The sequence below is a fragment of the Deinococcus psychrotolerans genome (assembly GCF_003860465.1).
Classification (GTDB): domain Bacteria; phylum Deinococcota; class Deinococci; order Deinococcales; family Deinococcaceae; genus Deinococcus; species Deinococcus psychrotolerans.
The window spans coordinates 1817309-1834566 of sequence record NZ_CP034183.1 but is presented as its reverse complement, the minus strand read 5'-3'; the positions used below and the strand labels follow the sequence as shown (position 1 = coordinate 1834566).

17 protein-coding genes and 3 tRNA genes are annotated in these 17258 nt (G+C 59.6%); 9 read left to right on the top strand and 11 right to left on the bottom strand.

Going from position 1 to position 17258, the window contains the following annotated elements; all coding sequences use genetic code 11:
* Together EHF33_RS09040 and EHF33_RS09035 are read right to left on the bottom strand one after the other, a co-directional pair.
* Positions 1 to 624, bottom strand: a complete 624-nt coding sequence (locus EHF33_RS09040; RefSeq protein ID WP_124870306.1) for a deoxynucleoside kinase — start codon at positions 622 to 624, stop codon at positions 1 to 3.
* A gap of 13 nt (positions 625 to 637) precedes the next feature.
* Positions 638 to 1264 carry a deoxynucleoside kinase gene (locus tag EHF33_RS09035; protein WP_124870304.1) on the bottom strand — a complete coding sequence of 209 codons (627 nt, stop codon included), beginning with the start codon at positions 1262 to 1264 and terminating at the stop codon, positions 638 to 640.
* A gap of 187 nt (positions 1265 to 1451) precedes the next feature.
* Between EHF33_RS09035 and rpsO the strand changes: the two genes are divergently transcribed.
* Positions 1452 to 1706, top strand: a complete 255-nt coding sequence (rpsO, locus tag EHF33_RS09030; protein WP_277425535.1) for a 30S ribosomal protein S15 — start codon at positions 1452 to 1454, stop codon at positions 1704 to 1706.
* Between the two features lie 76 nt (positions 1707 to 1782).
* Here the strand turns inward: rpsO and EHF33_RS09025 are convergent, their stop codons facing one another.
* Positions 1783 to 2766: a hypothetical protein gene (locus EHF33_RS09025; protein ID WP_124870297.1), complete on the bottom strand. Its 984-nt coding sequence runs from the start codon at positions 2764 to 2766 to the stop codon at positions 1783 to 1785.
* Positions 2767 to 2839: 73 nt separating this feature from the next.
* Between EHF33_RS09025 and EHF33_RS09020 the strand changes: the two genes are divergently transcribed.
* The 7 genes from EHF33_RS09020 to EHF33_RS08990 all read left to right on the top strand — a co-directional run bounded on the left by EHF33_RS09020 (position 2840) and on the right by EHF33_RS08990 (position 9965).
* On the top strand, positions 2840 to 4114 hold the full coding sequence (locus EHF33_RS09020; protein ID WP_124870295.1) for a nitrilase-related carbon-nitrogen hydrolase: 1275 nt from the start codon (positions 2840 to 2842) through the stop codon (positions 4112 to 4114).
* A 125-nt stretch (positions 4115 to 4239) separates the two neighbouring features.
* Positions 4240 to 4327 (top strand) — tRNA-Ser (locus EHF33_RS09015).
* A gap of 30 nt (positions 4328 to 4357) precedes the next feature.
* A tRNA-Ser gene (locus EHF33_RS09010) sits at positions 4358 to 4448 on the top strand.
* 3 nt (positions 4449 to 4451) lie between these two features.
* Positions 4452 to 4528, top strand: a tRNA-Arg gene (locus tag EHF33_RS09005).
* A gap of 158 nt (positions 4529 to 4686) precedes the next feature.
* Positions 4687 to 8526, top strand: coding sequence for an eCIS core domain-containing protein (locus EHF33_RS09000; protein ID WP_124870292.1), 3840 nt, complete (start codon positions 4687 to 4689; stop codon positions 8524 to 8526).
* Positions 8523 to 9572, top strand: coding sequence for a hypothetical protein (locus EHF33_RS08995; protein WP_124870289.1), 1050 nt, complete (start codon positions 8523 to 8525; stop codon positions 9570 to 9572). Before EHF33_RS09000 ends, EHF33_RS08995 begins: the two co-directional genes overlap by 4 nt.
* Before the next feature lie 60 nt (positions 9573 to 9632).
* The gene (locus tag EHF33_RS08990; RefSeq protein WP_124870286.1) at positions 9633 to 9965 is read left to right on the top strand and encodes a hypothetical protein; all 333 of its coding nucleotides are present in this window, start codon (positions 9633 to 9635) and stop codon (positions 9963 to 9965) included.
* Between the two features lie 84 nt (positions 9966 to 10049).
* On the opposite strand, the gene EHF33_RS08985 is transcribed toward EHF33_RS08990, so the two are convergent.
* The 6 genes from EHF33_RS08985 to EHF33_RS08960 all read right to left on the bottom strand — a co-directional run bounded on the left by EHF33_RS08985 (position 10050) and on the right by EHF33_RS08960 (position 14403).
* Positions 10050 to 10499 carry a DoxX family protein gene (locus tag EHF33_RS08985; protein ID WP_124870283.1) on the bottom strand — a complete coding sequence of 150 codons (450 nt, stop codon included), beginning with the start codon at positions 10497 to 10499 and terminating at the stop codon, positions 10050 to 10052.
* 42 nt (positions 10500 to 10541) lie between these two features.
* Positions 10542 to 11183, bottom strand: a complete 642-nt coding sequence (mqnB, locus tag EHF33_RS08980; protein WP_241191113.1) for a futalosine hydrolase — start codon at positions 11181 to 11183, stop codon at positions 10542 to 10544.
* On the bottom strand, positions 11180 to 11494 hold the full coding sequence (locus EHF33_RS08975; RefSeq protein WP_164473444.1) for an SH3 domain-containing protein: 315 nt from the start codon (positions 11492 to 11494) through the stop codon (positions 11180 to 11182). Before EHF33_RS08975 ends, mqnB begins: the two co-directional genes overlap by 4 nt.
* Positions 11495 to 11560: 66 nt before the next feature.
* Positions 11561 to 12184, bottom strand: a complete 624-nt coding sequence (locus tag EHF33_RS08970; RefSeq protein ID WP_124870278.1) for a hypothetical protein — start codon at positions 12182 to 12184, stop codon at positions 11561 to 11563.
* 72 nt (positions 12185 to 12256) lie between these two features.
* Positions 12257 to 13108 carry an RIO1 family regulatory kinase/ATPase domain-containing protein gene (locus EHF33_RS08965; RefSeq protein WP_241191112.1) on the bottom strand — a complete coding sequence of 284 codons (852 nt, stop codon included), beginning with the start codon at positions 13106 to 13108 and terminating at the stop codon, positions 12257 to 12259.
* 326 nt (positions 13109 to 13434) lie between these two features.
* Positions 13435 to 14403, bottom strand: a complete 969-nt coding sequence (locus EHF33_RS08960; protein ID WP_124870275.1) for an ABC transporter substrate-binding protein — start codon at positions 14401 to 14403, stop codon at positions 13435 to 13437.
* A gap of 167 nt (positions 14404 to 14570) precedes the next feature.
* Between EHF33_RS08960 and EHF33_RS08955 the strand changes: the two genes are divergently transcribed.
* Positions 14571 to 14936 carry a DoxX family protein gene (locus EHF33_RS08955; protein WP_124870272.1) on the top strand — a complete coding sequence of 122 codons (366 nt, stop codon included), beginning with the start codon at positions 14571 to 14573 and terminating at the stop codon, positions 14934 to 14936.
* 77 nt (positions 14937 to 15013) lie between these two features.
* Here EHF33_RS08955 and EHF33_RS08950 read toward each other — a convergent pair whose 3' ends face one another.
* Positions 15014 to 15904, bottom strand: coding sequence for an aldo/keto reductase (locus EHF33_RS08950; RefSeq protein ID WP_124870269.1), 891 nt, complete (start codon positions 15902 to 15904; stop codon positions 15014 to 15016).
* A gap of 76 nt (positions 15905 to 15980) precedes the next feature.
* Complete coding sequence (locus EHF33_RS08945) at positions 15981 to 17150, bottom strand: GGDEF domain-containing protein (protein WP_124870265.1); 1170 nt, start codon at positions 17148 to 17150, stop codon at positions 15981 to 15983.
* Between the last annotated feature and the right edge of the window lie 108 nt (positions 17151 to 17258).

The window sequence follows — 17258 nt, the reverse complement described above, 5'->3', positions numbered from 1 at the left end:
TCAGCGCAGCAGTGGCAGGCCGTAGCCCCGCGCTTCTATTTGTTGGCAGACCCAACTGAACGCTGAGGGATCGTGAACAAAATCGAAGTCGTCGCCCGGTACCCGGATGACCGGGCTGTGGTCGTATTCGTCGGCCCAGCGGTCATACAGGGTGCCGAGGCGGGCCAGATACTCGTCGGGAATGCTCTGCTCGTAGTCGCGCCCGCGCACGGTGATGCGGCTCTTTAAGGTCGGCAGCGAGGCGTCGAGGTGAATCAGCAGATCCGGCACCCGCAGGGCTGGTAAAATGCCCTGATACAGGCCCAAATAGGTCTGCCAATCGCGCTCCTCCATCTGGCCGCCTTCGTAGAGGTTGCGGGCAAACACCCCGGCGTCTTCAAACACGGTGCGGTCTTGAATGACGTACACCGCGCCGTTGACCAAGGTGAGGTGCTGCTCCAAACGTTTGCTCAGAAAGTAGACCTGCGAGTGAAACGAGTAGCGCCGCATGTCCCGGTAAAAGTCTTCCAGGTAAGGATTTTCGGCGTAAGGCTCGTAGACGGGGCGCAGGCTGTAGCGCTCCGAGAGCAGGCGGGTCAGGCTGCTCTTGCCGCTGCCGATGTTGCCGCTGACCGCTAAATACATACAGAGGCCGCTCTCACCGTGCCGCCTTGGCAGCCCACTCAGGATTCAGGTTCAGCGCCGCGTCAATGCGCTCCAGTAAGTCGCGCTCGTGGTCGGGGTTGGTCACGAAGTCCAGCTCATCGGCGCTAACCGTCAACACCTGACCCGGATAGCTGCGGAAGTATTCGTCATAGCGGCGGGTCAGCTCGGCCAAATACGTCTGCGGCATGGCGTCTTCAAAGGAGCGCTGCCGAATGGCGATGCGGCGCAGCAGTTCCTCCGGCTCGGCCCGCAAATACACCACCAGATCCGGCACGGGTAAGCGGGGGCTGAGGTGGCTGTACAAATCCTGATACAGCTCGAACTCGGCGTCTTTGAGGTTCATGGCCGCGAAGATAAAGTCTTTGTCAAACAGGTAATCGCCCACCACATTTTGCTGAAACAGCCCCGCCTGACTCAGCGCCGAGAGCTGTTTGAACCGGAACAGCAAAAAGAAGACCTGCACCTGAAAGGCGTAGCTTTCCGGCGAAGCGTAAAAGGCGGCTAGAAAGGGGTTTTCTTCGACCACTTCGAGGTGGAGCTCCGCGCCGTAGCGCTGGGCGAGGCGAGTAGACAAACTGGTTTTTCCCACGCCGATGGGGCCTTCGACAACCACGTACATGCTCCCAACCATAGCGCCTCGCCCGGTGACCCGGCTTAAGTTTGCGCCGCCGCGCCGCGCTCTGCTACACTGACCTTTGCCGCCGTGACGGGAAGAGCCAATGTTCCAGCATGGCCCTTGACTGAACTGGACCGGACACCAAACAGAAGAAGGTACACCTATGGACGCCGCACACCGCAAAGAGATCATGAACGCCTACGGCAAAGACGCGCAGGACACCGGCAGCACCAGTGTGCAAGTCGCGCTCTTGTCTGACCGGATCAGCAACCTGAGCAAGCACCTTGCCACCAACAAAAAAGACAAAGCCGGTCAGCGCGGCCTGCAACTGATGAACGGCCAGCGCCGCCGTCTGCTCAAGTACCTGGAAGGTCAGGATTACGACGCTTACATCGCCCTGACCAACAAACTCAGCATTCGCCGGGGCCAGCGCGTCGTTCGCTAAGTCGGAAATGAAGAAGGCCGCCTGGGAGCAATCCTGGGCGGTTTTTTTATTGAACCAGTGGCTTGTGGCAACAGTGTTAGGGGCTGCGGGTAATCGCCGCTCTGATCACCCGTCCAGCCGTACCGAAATCGATCTGCATGTTGTCGTAACCGCCTGCGCCGTAGTTCCAATGAGGCAGCTTCAGAATCTGTTCCAGCGTGCCGAGCTCGTTGGGACTGCCGTAGAGCGCCAGCACCTGTTGCCTCGTTTGACCGAGCAGCGCCTTCTCAGCTTTATCCGGATCGCCTCCGCGGGGCGGATGAGCAGGTGGGGCACTGAGGCTCAGGCTGCGGCGCAGATCATCAGCGCTGGCGTACTGGATACCCAAATGGGTACAACGCTGGGGAGCCAGAGCCATCAGTTTGGCGCTTTGCTCTTGCAGCGAGGAGTCAAGAACGGCAGAGAGTGCTTTGATCTCCTCTAGCCCGCTGAACTGGACGAACAGGGGCGAGGCGCTGATCCGCTCGTTGTGCACCATGTCGCCCTGCACCAGCCCACCCTGCGGTGAGAGGCTGAGGCCCGACCCAGCAGCAAACCCCAGCGCCCGGACTCGCCAGACGCCGACCACCCGCGCCCGGCGGGCGTCCACGTCGGCGTGGTAACCCGCCGCGATCTCGCAGAGACCGTGCAGCCGTCCGTTAGGCCACACCATGCGGCTCACGAATTCCCCGGCCAACGCCTGAGTTTCCTTGTTCTTTACCAGCGCAAAGACCACCTTGGCCGCCAAATTGCGCTTGGGCAGCAGCAACACAGTCTGACCGCCCGACAGGATGTAGGCCGCTGCCGTCTGGCTCGTGACTGTCAGCGGCGTATTGAGCCAAGGTTCCGCCGCGACGGGCTGGCCCCTGATATCGGTCAGTGCAGGCTGGGTGAGGTAAACGGACTTGGCATTTCCAGTTCCCCGGTTTGCGCCCGCTTGGGTGATGACCGTGCCTGTGAGCAGAACGTGGGAGCCGGGAGCGAAGGTGGGCGCGGCGGAACCACCAGCGAGGAGCGCTGTCAAGATCAACGGGGCAAACATGGCTCAGTCTCGCGTTGAGAGCTGACGACGGGGTGACGCGCCCTTCATCAAGACGAGGGCGCTAAGCTCAGGCATGACCCGCACCGTCCGCGCCGTCGCCGTGCAACCAAAATGGCACGCCCACGACTTTCTGAATGCCGCCGCCTTCGAGCGCTGGATGAAGCAACAGCTCGAACTGGCGCGGCCTCACTTGTCTGAAACACGTCCAAATCTGGTCGTCCTGACTGAACTCAACGGCTTGCCCTTGGTGCTGCGCGGCGGCGCTTTGGCAGCGGCCACCGGTAAATTCGAGTGGGCGGCGGCCCTGCTTTTTGTTCAGCATTTACCCCGGGCGCTGCCGATTTTATTAAAAGAGAAAGTCTCGCCGATTCGCGCCCTGCAACTGGCCCGCGCCAATGAAAACGCGGCGCTGTATCTTGAGACGTGCCAGAAGTTGGCCCGCGAATACGGCGTGTATTTGGTGTCGGGCAGTACGCCGATGCCGCATTATCAGTTGTGCGGCACCCGGCTGAGGCGTGAAGGCAGCGCCCTTTACAACCAAACCCTGATCTTCGCTCCAGACGGCTCACTGATCGGGAGCGCCGATAAAGTTCACCTGACTCCCGACGAGCAAGCCGGCGGCGTGGACTTGACGCTGGGGAAGCTGGAAGACCTGCGGGTGTTTCCCACGCCGGTCGGTGATTTGGGTGTGGCGATTAGCTTAGACGCCTTCCGGGCCGACGTGATCGGCAAGCTGATGAACGGCGGCTGCACCGTGCTGCTGCAACCCGACGCCAATGGCAGCACCTGGACGGGCAAGGAGGGCATTTATCCGGCAGGCCAGCAGCCGCGTGACCAGCCGCTGGCTTGGCTGGAGAGCAGTTGGCAAGTCACGGACAGTAATCAGATTCGCTACGCCGTCAACCCGATGGTGGTGGGCAATCTGCTGGACATGACCTTTGACGGCCAGAGCGCCATCACTGGGCCAGACGAAAGGGAGGTGACTGAAGGGGGCTTCCCGCCGCGCAGCTACGTTATGACGCCGCTGCGCAGGGGTTTTCTGGCGCTGCTGCCCTGGGTCTCGGACGGCACGCCGCAGGAGCTTCGGGAAGTCGGCCAGCAGCTCGCTGCCGGGTCGGGCCACGTGCTCGAAAACGCTTACCTCAGCGGAGCCGTACACGCCGATTTGCACCTTCCAGCGTCTACCCTGGTGCCGCCGCCCGTCACGCCGCACGAGCGGGCGCTCACGGCTTTTTTGGAGGGGCAAGCCAGCTTGCCGCCCTCGCCGCTGCGCTGGGGCTGGGCCGCGCTGCTGACGTTGCTGGGAGCAGCTTGGTGGCTCATCAGGCGGCCTCAGGGGCGCAGGTAAACGCAGCGTCTCTGGGCCTTAAGCCATTTTACTGAGCGACCCAGATTTGACAAGGCTGAGACTGGCCCCTATACTCCCTTACGCATCTGAGCAAGCCTTTTGAGATGCGCCCCGCCGCCGCGCGTGGGGGGTTGGCCGAGCGGTTGAAGGCGACAGTCTTGAAAACTGTAGTAGGGCAACCTACCGGGGGTTCGAATCCCTCACCCTCCGCCACCGTAAGCAAGCCTCAGCGGAGTAAGCGCTGGAGAGATGGGTGAGTGGCTGAAACCCCAGTCCTGCTAAGACTGTATACCTCACAAGGGTATCGAGAGTTCGAATCTCTCTCTCTCCGCCATAGGTGCCTGTAGCTCAGCTGGATAGAGCGTCTGACTACGGATCAGAAGGCCAGGGGTTCGAATCCCTTCAGGCACACCACACAGAGTTTAAAAAAGAATCTCGTTTTCGGACGGGATTTTTTATTTGTATACATCGCCGTTTATAGAAATCCATAAAACTGACGCCTACGAAACTCCTCAAGCTGTTGAAGAGCAGCGCTTCAGCGCAAGCGTTCGCCTGAAACGCTAAACTGAGTCATGGCCGAGTTCGAGAAACGCACCAACTCAACGCAGCGGCAGGTGGTTTCCCAACTCCAGCGGCCTTCCCAACCCAGCGTCAGCTCTATTCAGCGGCGCAGTCAATCCGCGCCCAACTCGGCACGGCCCGCAGTTAAACCGCTGCCTGCCGCCTTTCAGTTGACCCCCGCCAGCGCCATGACCTCAGTTACTGCTCAGCGCCGAGCGGCTGGCGCTGTTTTGGAAGCGGCCACACTCAGCCGGGCCGATCAGGTGGCAACCCAGCAAATTCAGCAGCGTCTGGCCGTGCAGCGCGAGACTCTACGGGACAGCCACACGGCTTTGCAACTTGGCGGGTTAACGCCTCAGCCTGAACATCTCTTGGAGCGCTCCAGGCCCCGTCCGGAAGCGCCAGTGCCTGACCTCACGCCAATTCAGCGTCAGGCGTTGAGTCAGACGGCAAGCAACACTGTCAGCAGCGCCCTGAGTGCCAATGCCCGCTTTCTTCCACCCACGCAACGTGCGGAGGTAGCCAACGCCGCTGTGCAGCGCTTCAAGGCGCAGGGCTTAGATCCCGAACCCTTACGCGCCCTGATGGTGCAACGTGCTCCCGATGAAGCCACCCGTGCGGCGGCTCAGGTTGCCATTACCGCTCAACGTCAGGTGGAGCAGCGCCAGCACCAAGAACGTGCCGATCACGCTCTGCTGACCCGGCACGCCGCTTTGCAGCGTCAACTTCAGGCTGCCGAGCAGCATCACGCCGCTGAGCAGACAAGCGCTGTCGAGCGCATTGAAGCCAGACGGGGCAGTGGTCAACCGCTGGCGCACGATGTCCGCAGGCGTCTGGAAGTTGGCCTGAATCATGACTTGACGGGCGTGCGGGTTCATACTGACAGCGAAGCGCACCTGATTGCCAAGCAAATGCAGGCCGTTGCCTTTACCAGCGGCAAAGATATCTACTTTCAAAGCGGCACCTTCGATCCGGTCAACAAGCTGGAACTCTTGGCGCACGAAGCTACACACGTCAAGCAGCAAGACAGTGGACACGTCGGCAGGGGCATTGATCCGGACGCCGGGTTGGAGGCGCAGGCGCAGGAGATGGGCAAACGGGTGGCCAGTCAATCGCCGGGGCGAGCGGCGTTCGGCACTGCCGCGCCCCGCAACAAGCATGCCCCCGGCTCGCTGACGGCTGTTCAGGCTTCAGCGCAACGCGGGACGGCTGTCCAAGCAGTTCAGCGCTTGTCAAATCCCTTCAGCAGTCTGGCAAATATGGCGAAAAAGAGCACCCAAGCGCTTTCGGACACCGCCAAGCGGGCGTCTGGCGCGGCGAGGCGCGTGCTGCAAAGTGTCGGTAAAAAGGTGCAGGCCGCTGCCAAACCGCTGGCCAGCACCATCAGCAAAGCCAGAACGAGTCTTGCTGCTCAAGTCGCTAAAGTGTCGGCCTCACTGAGGCAAAAAGCTGCGTCGCTCATCGTCAAATCTAAGCGGCTGGCTGCACCACTGACCAGCAAAATCAACAAGGCCATCAAAGGGGCCAGAGCCAGTGCCGCACGGGTCAAGGCTTCGTTGCAACGCTGTGGAGCCAACTTCGTCAGCGCGGCGCGTGCCAACTTCAGCGGCCTCAAGCGGGAGGTCAGCAAAGTGACGGCGCAGGTGAAGCGGCGCGGTCAGCCAGCTTGGCAAGCTGGAACTCAGGCCGTCAGAGGCGCAGTCTCCTCGGTAAAAGAAGGCGGACAAGCCCTTTTGCAAAAAGCGTCTAACACTGCTCAGTCGATGCTGAGTGCGCTTCGGCAGAAGACCGTCGAACTCAAAGCTGCCGCGCAACGAAAACTCGCCAGCGGCCTGGACACCGTGAATAAGCTCAAGCAAAAGGCGGTGAGTGCGGCGGTGAGTTTGAAAGCCAAGCTGAAATCCACCGGCCAGCACATCGCCGCTGGAGCGTCAGCAGGTTGGAGCAACGCCTTGAAGTTTGGTAAGACGACACTGAGCGCTGTCGGTCAAAAGATCAGTGCCATTGCCCACAGCCCCAAAACCCAATCAATTCTTGCCAAGCTCAAGAGCGCAGGCATTCAGGTGGCCAAAGTCGGCACCGCTATCGTGGTGGGCGGCGCGGTGATCGCGGGCGCAGCCGCGTTGACGGTGGCCACGGGTGGATTGGCTGGCCCAGCTCTGGTCGCTGCCCTATTTGCCTCGGGCGCACTCGGCGGCGCGGCCTCACAGGTGGTTGGCAACGCACTGGAAGGAAAGAAACTGACTGACGGCATCAGCGCAGGAACTATCCTGACTGACGGTCTGATGGGCGTCGCGGCTGGGCCAGCGGCTAAATTGGTAGGTGGCGTGGCCCGCGCGGTGATCATCAAGCCTGTGGCAGGATTGGCCGGGCACGTTATGAGCGGCGTTGGCGGGCGTGTGGCTCAGGGAGCCGGCAGGCTGCTGACCCGTTACGCGCCCAGCGTGCGGCCCCTGGTTGCAGGTGCTGCCAGCGCTGCCCGAACCCGGTTGGTCTCCCTTGCGGGCAGGGTGGTGGGGATTCCTGCACGGCTGGCCGCGACCAGGGGAGGCCGCCTCGCAGCCAGCGCAGTCAGCGGCACCAGGTCGCTGATCACCCGAGGCAGCAACTGGCTGGGCCACAGCTTACCGGGCCGTGGTCTCAAAGCTGCTGACAACTTCGTTTCTGGTGGGCTGCGCCGCGTGGCAGGCGTGCCGGGACGGGTCGGGGCGGCGCTTGGCCGGGGACTGAACAGAGCGGGAACGGCAGTGCGGAGCTTCATCAAATCCAAGCCCGGCCTCAACCGACTTTCCGGAGCAGCCAGAAACGGCGTTGAGCGGCTTAGAGACCGAATAGGCGTGGCAGGAATCCGGGCCAGAAATGCTGTGACTGGGCCAGTAAGAGCGGCCTACAGTGGGCTGAAGGGGAATGCAGTACGCGCCGAATTAAATTTGCGGCGCAGATTTGCTACGAGCGGTCTCAATATAAATCTCAACACTTCTCTTACGGGGCGGGTAATTGACGCCGCCGAGCGCTCTCTCTCGAGCATGAAAACATACATCACCGCAGAGGCCCGCACCATTTCGGTAGAAGTACGGGAAGCATTTTATGGATCGGGCGGCATTGGAGGCGCTCTGCGTACCGGCAGTAAAATTGAAGATTTGATTGCCGCCAACCCAGCGCTTCGGGGAGCGTGGAACAAAGAACTCAATTACGCGACTCGCACCATGACCGATCAGATTGCCCGCACCATGCGCCGCGAGGCCAGCGCCGTAGGACAGAGCCTTTCGAGGACGGTGTCCCGCAACACTGCCGCCAGCACTATTACCCAAGACGCTGTTCGAGAGTTCGCGCTCAGAAATATGCGCGGCTCATTTATGACAAAGGCTACAAACATCTACCGCTCTTCTCTTCCGAGTGTCACTGACTTTAATCCTCAAAAAGGTTGGTTAGGTCAAGTGCCAGGTTTATATGCCCGTGGGATGGGCCAAATGGCCCGTGGTGCGGCAAATAAGTTGCGCCAGATCAGATACGCCGGAGGGATGGCGGGCGGCGCTGCCACGGCTGGCGGTTGGTTGAGTGAGGAATACTTTAAAACGTTCAGTGGTGGAGTAGCCGGCTACTATCACACGGATCCGAGTAAGCGCAGTGGTTCACCGCTAGCAGCAGGGTTGGGCGGGACAAGGAGTTTGACTCCGGCGATTACGGGGCTCACCGGATTGTCGCCGGAAGCGCAGGGCGGGCCTAATATGATTCTCACACCACTTGATCAGCAAGCTAAAATTTATGCTGAAAAGACGGGCGTAGCCAATCAGACTGATTTGCATGAACTGGGACATGAAGAAGACAAAAAGCACCCAATATCACCATGAACATTGTCCCCAAATGGCTCACCAAGTTGCTGGGGGGCGACACCAGCCCAGTGCAGCCCCCGGTCGTCTACGACTCGGTTTGGGAAGCGGTGCGGGGTTTTGTCCACGACCCCAGGTGGGAGGTCGAGCTTCTGGCTGAGCGCGATGATTGGTTCAAGATCAAATTCGATAAAGTAGTGGGCGAACTCATCCGCGACCCGGAAGAGGAGTGGTTCCATGTGCGCTTCAGGGTGCCGTTCACCGAGGAACAGAAAAACGCTGAGCTTGCACTTTACGAGTGGTGGTCAAATTACAGTGCTCGACAAACTGTTTTCCGCTGGGATATTGACCTAATAAATCAGGAATATACAGCAGACGGTTTCGCCTTGTTCGCCGATCAATTTGACCAAGTGGAATGTATCCGGGCGTTATTCAATAGTGCAAAATTGCTGACTGAGGAAACGAATCAGATTGTAGTGGGCCGACATCATGATTACGAAATAAATGGTAAGCGAAACAACCCTTCGGTAGCTCTTGCGCTCTGGGAGTGGTTTGAAGGGCCGCTCGCGCCAGTTGGAACGAAGATAGAGCACTCAGGCTACCGTGAGCACAGTTACTGGATGGGTTCTGCCGTTGGAGCTGTCAGCCAGGAGCAGTGGTTTTACTACGCGCTCATTCGTTTTGGTGCTGGTGACTACATGAAATATATGCAGCAAGATGACGAACGGCGCTTGATGCTCTATAAAATGCATCTGGATATTCAGCGGCGCTATCCACGTATTCGCAACTTTGTGGCTTTGACCCCGAATCCAGTCAACAACGGCTCTCAGGAAACCAGTTTGCCGATTGTGGTGTCCAGTGGCTCTTCGCCCGCGCCCATCTTCGAGCGCTGCTTCAAAGACCTTTACAACGTGTTGATCGACTACACCGAGTGGTTTAATTATGATTTTACGCCTGAAACAGCCCCCTGGTTCGACCACTCAGTGAAAAAACCTCAATCCGGTTATATTCGTACACCGGCTTCAGAGTCACCACGCATGGATCTCCCCAAAGCTCCTAAAAACTGACCTTGATATCTGCTGGTGCAACTCTTCCGCATGGCAGAGTCGAAGCGCTAGCATGAAACCATGTCACAGCCCAGTAAAGCCAAAAGGCCTGTAAAATTTGGCCGTCAGGCCGTCAGCCGCCCACCTTTTGCCATCAATGATCTCACGTTTTCGTCACTTCCCCTGTCGCTGGCCGAAGAAAAAGAACTGGCGGGTGCGGGAGCAGTGGCGGGTGATGGGGTGATTGACGCCCTGCTGGAAGTTCTGGGGAAGATTCTGAATACCCGTGCCAGTGAAGACAACACTGTAAGCCTCACTTGGCTGCTCGACAACCTGACGCCTAGCGATCTGGAAGGCATTGTCGAGCATCTGCGCCTGCCTGAATCGGAGCCAAAAGCTGAATCAGCGTCGTAAGGCTGGGGTGAAGTGGTCAAAAAGACAAGCAGAGCGTTGAGGCCCAAAAGAGGTTTTGCTATGGGTTCAGATTTCCTGAGCTAATCAGTTCTGTTCATCTCTGACTTTGTTCAATGCGCCGGTAGACCACAGTGCCCACAGCACCAGCAGCGGTTGGAAGGCCATCCGAACGAGCCGCGAGCGGTCGGTGTTGAGGCCAAACGCCGGAGTACGAGTCAGGTACTGCGAGATGTTGCCGGGAAAGACGGCCACGAAGAAAGCTGCTGCCACTTTGCCTACCGTTCGGCGCTGCCCAGAAAGCACGATGAGCGAAGCGCCCAGCGAGAGTTCTGCGACGCCGGAAGCCAGCACCACGAAGTCCTTATCAAGTGGCAGCGATTTGGGTACTTGAGCTTGGAAATCTTGACGCTTGCTGGTGAGGTGAGAGTAGCCCGCAAACATCAGTGCGCTGCCCAGCAGCCAACGGGCTGCTGTCTGGAGTGCGGAAGGTGGTGTCACGATGCTTTTGGCTGGAGAGTCTGGAGGAAGCGTCATGCGTCAAATTAACACTTCTGGAGTGCAAGGGGCGCTCCAACTTCATTCACTTTCAGCCAAGCACTCCAACACCCGCCGCAGCCCCGTGTCTAGCCCCGCCAGCGCTTCGCTGATGCGCCACGCTGCCCGGTCACGCAGCCCCACGAAGTTGCTGATACCGCGCACCTCGGCCACTGGAACGCCTGCCAGCAAGGCAGCGTGCGCCACTCCCGCGCCTTCCATGCCTTCCACCAGCGCTCCCGGCACACGCCTCAGCAGCTCTGCCGCGCCTGCCACGCTGCCGGTTACACTGCTTACAGTGATAAAGGGGCCGCAGGGCACACCCAAGCTCAGGCTCGCGGGCCAGCAAGCAAAGCGGCCTGTGTTGCCCGCTGCCACTTCCAGGCCCAACGCGGAGAGCGGCAAAAATGAGCTCCCATCCCAAGCTCCCAAGTCGGCCTGCACGATTTCGCAAGCCAGCGCTACGCCGCCCACTGTCAGGCCGCTGCCCTCAAAAGCCCCGCCAATGCCCGCGCTAATGGTGAGGTCATAACTGGAAGCGCTCAAGGCCGCCTGAGTCGCCAGCGCCGCCGCCACTGCGCCCACGCCGCTCACCACGACTTGTATTTCTACGCCGCTGACGTTGAGGGCATACAGCCGCTCAGCTTCTCCGGCAGTGGCGACCACGATCAGGGCGCGTTTCAAGGCTTAGCGCTGGACTGCGGCGTGATGATCGGCAAGACTTTTCGTTTCAGCAGGGCGGCGTACAGGTAGCCGGTATGGGTTTGCTGGCCGTCCTGATACGTCACTTGACACCAATCAGTGCAGTCGCCGACCTTGACTTGCTGCCCCCTCGGAACCACCAGGAGGACTTTGGCTTTCAGGGACGGCTGCGCCCGCAAGTTGGTGTTGTGGCGGGTGGTGGCCTGCGCCCGAAAAACGAAATGCGCGTCCTGAGCAGCGGCGGGCAGTGTCAGGGCCAGCGCCCCAAGCAAAGCGGTAAGGGTGTGCTTCATGGTGTTCATTGTGAAGGCGGCCGCAGCGTTTGCCCACAGCGCTTTAACGAAGGGTGAAGGTGCTGGTCAGGAGAGGCGCTGGGCGTGAAAGGTTTGGGCAATCACGAAATTTTCGGCAAACCAACCTGTTGACCAGTCTAGACACAGCATTGCCGTGGGCGGCGGCTGGTGTGGACTGCGCCTTCCCTTCCAAAGCAAGCTGGGACGCATCCCATAAAGCTCAAGGACGGTGGCATACTGCTCCAGCAGGCTCAGCGGGCCATGGGCCAGTTCACCTACGCCGAATGACAAATCCGGTGGCAGATAAACATTTTCAAAGAGGCCATATTCCAGAACATCATGGACGCCGCGTAAATCTTGCTCAAACTGCTTTTCTTCTGTGGGGGCAGCGGCAAACATCAAGCGTGCCCAGTCTTCTTGCCAGCTTCTCAGTCGCGGATGATGCAACGTAAAGCGCGGAAGTGTGGGTTCAAAAGCCAAGCAGTGCTCAGCAACACCTGCGGCGATGACTTGCCAGCGCTCGTGAACAGCTTGCCCCCGTTCGTCTTCGCCAATGAGTGAAAACTCAAGTTCAAGGTCGCCTTCTGAACGCCGTGCCGCTTCCAGTCTGGCCTCAACCAAATCGTCATCTACGGCTTGCTCAAGGTTCTCAAGCCTCGCTCCGAATTCTTCTTTGCCCCTTTCTTCCATGTCCTTCGCTCCTTTTTGAATACCGCCACGAAAAAGCCGCCCCCAGCTTGGAGGGCGACTGAATCAATAGCTTCACGGCAAAGTCAAACGCGGCTTGTCGGGCAGGGTGCGGGCGAGGCGCTGCACTTCGCGCAGGGTGCTTTCGGCGTCCTCACGAATCCCGAGGCGCTTAAAGCTCTGCGCCAAACTTTCGGCGTCGCGCTTTAAGAGCGACTGAAAGTGAGGGTTGGTCTGGTCACTGACCTGTGGAAAATCAATCATCATCACGCTCCCCTCCCACCACAGGAGGTTGTAAGTGCTGTAGTCGCCGTGGACGAGGCCGAGTTTAAGCAGCCGCGCCATGCCTTCCAGCGCTTGCTGCCAAGCAACCTGGGCTTCTTCGGGGGTCAGTCGAATATCGCTGAGCCTCGGCGCGGGCCGGTCTTCGTCGCCGATAAAGCGCATCAGCACGGCGGGACTGGTCTGGACATAATCAAATGCCTCGGGGCCGATCAGCGGCTCGGGAACATTCAGGCCGGCTTGCCAGAGTTGCCACAACACCATGTACTCGCTGGCCACCCACAAGTCTTGCAGAGCCGCTGCACCTTTGGAGCCGCGCTTGGCAATCGCCTTGCTCACCGCGTCACTGGTGCTGGCGAGTCCCACGCCGTAATCGCCAGTGTTTTTGAAGCTGCGGGCGGCCACGTCGCGGTAAATCTTGAGCGCCAAGAGGCCGTCGTCATTTTCAGCGAGGTAAACGGTGGCTTCCTTGCCGCTTTTGATTTCGGCGAGCACCTCGGTAATCAGGCCCAACTCTTCGAGCTGGGTCAGCACCGGATCCTTGGCATCGGCGTCAGTGCTCATGGCTGAGAGCTTGCGCCTGCCCTGCGGCTTGCGGCGCTTGCGGCTGAGCTTTTGCTCTTGCTCCGCGTCGTCGCCGCTCACGTGGCGGTCTAAAAGCTGGCCCTTCAACTGGGGCCTTGAACACTAACTGTTCGGGTTGTGTAGGGGGGAACCGCTGAAACTTGGTGCAGCATGCATACTCCGTAAATCAGAAAATGGGGCGACGGGGAGAAAGCCTCGTTGCGCGTCTTCAATCAAAACAAGCTCGGTCAAAACAAAGTAGTTGTCAGTCATGTTGCTGCACCTCCTTTCAGGTGATGGCTCAGCTTAGCAGGTGAGGCGGCCATGAGGAAGGGTGCAGCGCGGCGGGTAAGCCAATGTGCTTAGCACTCTTCTTGGCCCAACAAGCCAGTGGCAACCGACAAGCTCTACTTCAGCGTTTTGCTAATCGCCGCGTTGCTGAAAAAGTCGCTGGCTTTCGCGCTGCTCGGCACTTTGCCCTGCTTTTGCAAGTACGCCACCGCCTTTGTCCATGCGGCGGGGTCGCTGTAGCCCAGACCGCTGACTTTGGTGGCGCTGCTCTGCATCAGCGGCAAACTGGCCTGCAAGACGCTGAGCGTGCCGCCGCCGCTGCCGAAGTCCTTGAGCCCAATCTTGAAGGCTTGGGCTGGATCGTTGATGGTCAGGCGCATGGCCCGCTGCGAGGCCCGCACCACTTTTTTGGCCAGCGCCGTCTGGGCGTTTTTGTCGGTGGTGATGATCCCTACGCCCACCATCGGGTAAGCCGCCGTCACATCGAGGGTGCTGACCGGCACGCCCGCCGCTTTCAGGTTCACGACTTCGTTGTTGACAAAGCCCACCGCCGCGTCTACCTTGCCGCCGCGCACCGCTTCAAGCTGGGTAAAGCCGATGGAAGCCAGTTTCACGTCGCTTTCTTTGAGGCCCGCTGAGTCGAGCAGTGCCCCCAGAGCAAAATAAGTGCTGCCGAAGGTGCCGGGAATGCCGATGACTTTGCCCTTCAGGTCGGCGGGGGTGCGGATATTTTTGCTGGCCAAACTGAACACCGTCGCCGGAACTTTTTGGTACATCGCCATGATGTATTTGACTGGCTGACCCGCCGAACGCGCCAAAATCGCGTCTTCAGGATCGCCCACCACAAAGTCGAGTTTGCCTTGCAGCAGCAGCGGAATAAGTTCGGAAACGTAACCGTGCTGATACTCCACGTTCAGCCCCTCGGCCTTGAAGTAGTCCAGCCGCTTGGCGACGTAAAACGGCGTGAACTGCACATTGGGGATATACCCCAGCCCGATATGAATGGTGGGCAGTGGTGTCGTTTGGGCCTGGGCCGCACCGAGCAGGCCCAAACTGAGAACAGCGGTGAAAAGAAAGCGTGACATACTCAGCAGTTTAGAGCTGGGGGCGCTCGTGCAAGTGTTACGCGGCTGAGGCAATCTGATGGGAGCTTACAGTAAGGGCAGTATGAGCGGTTTTTAAGCCAGCTCACAAGGCAGGTCTAAAGAAAAGGAAGTGGCAACCCACCTGCTTTTTCTGGCAGGATGCCAGCATGAGTATCCTCAACTTCGTGGGCCGCGCCGCGCTGGCTTCTATTTTCGTTCAGGGCGGCCTCTCGGCGCTGCAACACCCCCAGCAACGCGCCAAACTGGTCGAGCGGGCCGGACTCCCGGAACCCGAGCTGCTGACCCAAATCAACGGCGGCATCATGGCCGCGTCGGGCGTGCTGATGGCGCTGGGCATCATGCCGCGCACCTCGGCGCTGGCGCTGCTCTCCAGCATGGTGCCCACCACGGTTATCGGCCACCCGTTTTGGCAAATGGAGGGAGCCGAGCGCCAGGGTCAGATGCTGCACTTTGCCAAAAACGTGGCCATGATGGGCGGTCTGCTGCTGGTGGTGGCCGACCGGGGGAAGTAACAGCAACGGGAGACAGGACACAGAAGACGAAGAAAAACCGCGTCCATTACTAGGACGCGGTTTTTTCAAATCTGGTCTTACTTCTGCTTGCTGGCTTCTGCCTTGCCCTGCTGATCGAGCGCCTTGAAGTCCTCGTCGCTGAGAATCAGGCCCGCCGCCGCCACATTTTCTTCGAGGTGCTTGACTTTGCTGGTGCCGGGAATCGGCAACATCACCGGGCTGCGCTGCAAAATCCATGCCAGAGCGATTCCGCTGGCGCTGACCTGGTGTTTCTCGGCCACACTGCTGAGCAAGCTGCCTTCTCTGGCAAGGCTGCCCGACGCCAGCGGGAACCAGGGAATAAAGCCGATGTTTTGCGCCTCGCAGTAGTCCAGCACTTCTTCGCTTTGGCGGGTCACCAGGTTGTAGAGGTTTTGGACGGTGGTCACTTCAAAAACCTGCTGGGCGGCTTTGATCTCTTCCACGCTGACTTCAGACAAGCCCAGGTGGCGAATCAGGCCTTCGTCCTGCATCTGCTTCATCACGCCGAACTGCTCGTCACGCGGCACTTTTTTGTCGATGCGGTGGAGTTGCCACAGCGGAATCTGCTCGATTTTGAGGCGGCGCAGGCTCATCAGCACGCACTGACGCAGGTACTCGGGGCGGCCCAGCGGCGGCCAGACGTCGGGGCCGTGACGGGTCAGGCCGCCTTTGGTGGCGATTACGGTGTCGCCGTAAGGGAAAAGCGCTTCGGCAATCAAATCTTCGGAAATGTAGGGGCCGTAGCTGTCGGCGGTGTCGATAAAGTCGATGCCGAGTTCGGGAAGGCGTTTGAGAACCTTGAGGGCTTCCTCTCGGTCATCCGGCTCGCCCCAAATGCCTTTGCCGGTAATCCGCATGGCTCCGTAACCGAGGCGGTTGACGCTGAGGTCGCCGCCGATCTTGAACTGGCCGCTGGCCTGTGCACTGAGTGAATGGGGTTGAGTCATGCTCAGGGTTCTAGCGCTCCCAGCGCCTGAGCAATGCGGCAGCGCTCTCAGGGTGAAGGTCTGCTCAAAACGCCGCTCAGCGCGTAGGCCACTCTTCGAGCATCCGTTCGCTGCTCCGCGCCGCTTGGTCTGAGGCTTCGGGGTCGGGTAAAAAGTTGCCGTGAAGCACAGGAGAAAGGGGAGTATCCAGCTCGTCGTACAGCACCACCCGGTTACGGCCCGTCTGTTTGGCCTGATACAGTGCGGTGTCGGCGCGGGCCGCCGTTTGCGCCAGTGACTCGCCTTGTTCGCGCAGCGCCACGCCCAAGCTGACCGTCAGCGGCGTGGCGTCGTCGGTGTACTGCACGCTCTCGCGAATAGACTCGGCGAACAGATAAGCCAGCGTCGGGGTACTGGCAGGCAGCAGCACCAAAAATTCCTCGCCGCCCCAGCGCCCCACCGCAGGTTGCGGCGCGGACGAGCGCGGGGAAATGCCGAGCTGGCGGTAAATCAGTTGGCCCACCGACCACAGCAAGCGGTCGCCCTCGGCGTGTCCAAAACGGTCGTTGACCTGCTTGAAGTGGTCAATATCCACCATCATCACGGCGGCGCTTTCATGCGGCTTGTAGGTCTGCCACAAGTTGATCAGCGCCCGGCGGTTGGGCAACGTGGTCAGGTCGTCGGTGTAGGCCAGGCGCTCATACACGCGGCGCGATTCATGGGCTTCTTCCCACCACTTCCGGTACAAGTACAGCAGGAAAAACACGCCCACCGTCGCGGTCATCAGCGCTAGAGAAATCCAGCGTTCCAGCGAAGGATCGCGGCCAATCAGCAAAGCGCTGATGGAGAGGTGAATGCCCGAATAGAGCACGGTGGTGAGAACGACCCAACGGGGACGCTGAAACAAAAAAATGCCAGCGGCAACAATGTACAAGCTATTTTCTGCAAACGCACTCAAGCCGTCGGGGCCAAACAAGCGCAGCACATTGAGTGCCAGGCCGTTGGCGCACAGGAGGGCGAGCTTCAAGACCTCGTAGCGTGCTGAAAGCGTGCGCGAGCGCCCAAAAATGGCTCCGCCGAGCAAGACCAGCAGCAGCGGCACATAAGTTGGCCACCAAACCGGCACGGCCCCTATCAGCGAACCCCACAGAATAAAGAACCCCAAGGGAATAGAAACGAACAGCGTGGCCTCAAAAATCTTGGCGTGCTTTTCGCGGTGTTCCTGAAGAATCGAGGGTTCTATGTTGTTGGGGACAGGCTGCTTCAAGGGCGCTCCAAGAGTGGGCCGAAGAGAGATCTAAGATCAGCTCCAGTTTCACTTCGCTCGGCTGGAAACGGCCACCAACGTAGCGCCGAGTGTCACACAGCTTTCTTG

What these genes read in the sequence shown, in the direction of transcription:
- EHF33_RS09020 (WP_124870295.1), top strand. Translation starts at nt 2,840, where the DNA reads ATGACCCGCACCGTCCGCGCCGTCGCCGTGCAACCAAAATGGCACGCC.
- EHF33_RS09040 (WP_124870306.1), bottom strand. Translation starts at nt 624, where the DNA reads ATGTATTTAGCGGTCAGCGGCAACATCGGCAGCGGCAAGAGCAGCCTG.
- EHF33_RS08995 (WP_124870289.1), top strand. Translation starts at nt 8,523, where the DNA reads ATGAACATTGTCCCCAAATGGCTCACCAAGTTGCTGGGGGGCGACACC.
- EHF33_RS08985 (WP_124870283.1), bottom strand. Translation starts at nt 10,499, where the DNA reads ATGACGCTTCCTCCAGACTCTCCAGCCAAAAGCATCGTGACACCACCT.
- EHF33_RS08950 (WP_124870269.1), bottom strand. Translation starts at nt 15,904, where the DNA reads ATGACTCAACCCCATTCACTCAGTGCACAGGCCAGCGGCCAGTTCAAG.
- EHF33_RS09000 (WP_124870292.1), top strand. Translation starts at nt 4,687, where the DNA reads ATGGCCGAGTTCGAGAAACGCACCAACTCAACGCAGCGGCAGGTGGTT.
- EHF33_RS08955 (WP_124870272.1), top strand. Translation starts at nt 14,571, where the DNA reads ATGAGTATCCTCAACTTCGTGGGCCGCGCCGCGCTGGCTTCTATTTTC.
- EHF33_RS08975 (WP_164473444.1), bottom strand. Translation starts at nt 11,494, where the DNA reads ATGAAGCACACCCTTACCGCTTTGCTTGGGGCGCTGGCCCTGACACTG.
- EHF33_RS08990 (WP_124870286.1), top strand. Translation starts at nt 9,633, where the DNA reads ATGTCACAGCCCAGTAAAGCCAAAAGGCCTGTAAAATTTGGCCGTCAG.
- EHF33_RS09035 (WP_124870304.1), bottom strand. Translation starts at nt 1,264, where the DNA reads ATGTACGTGGTTGTCGAAGGCCCCATCGGCGTGGGAAAAACCAGTTTG.
- EHF33_RS08960 (WP_124870275.1), bottom strand. Translation starts at nt 14,403, where the DNA reads ATGTCACGCTTTCTTTTCACCGCTGTTCTCAGTTTGGGCCTGCTCGGT.
- EHF33_RS08970 (WP_124870278.1), bottom strand. Translation starts at nt 12,184, where the DNA reads ATGGAAGAAAGGGGCAAAGAAGAATTCGGAGCGAGGCTTGAGAACCTT.
- EHF33_RS09025 (WP_124870297.1), bottom strand. Translation starts at nt 2,766, where the DNA reads ATGTTTGCCCCGTTGATCTTGACAGCGCTCCTCGCTGGTGGTTCCGCC.
- rpsO (WP_277425535.1), top strand. Translation starts at nt 1,452, where the DNA reads ATGAACGCCTACGGCAAAGACGCGCAGGACACCGGCAGCACCAGTGTG.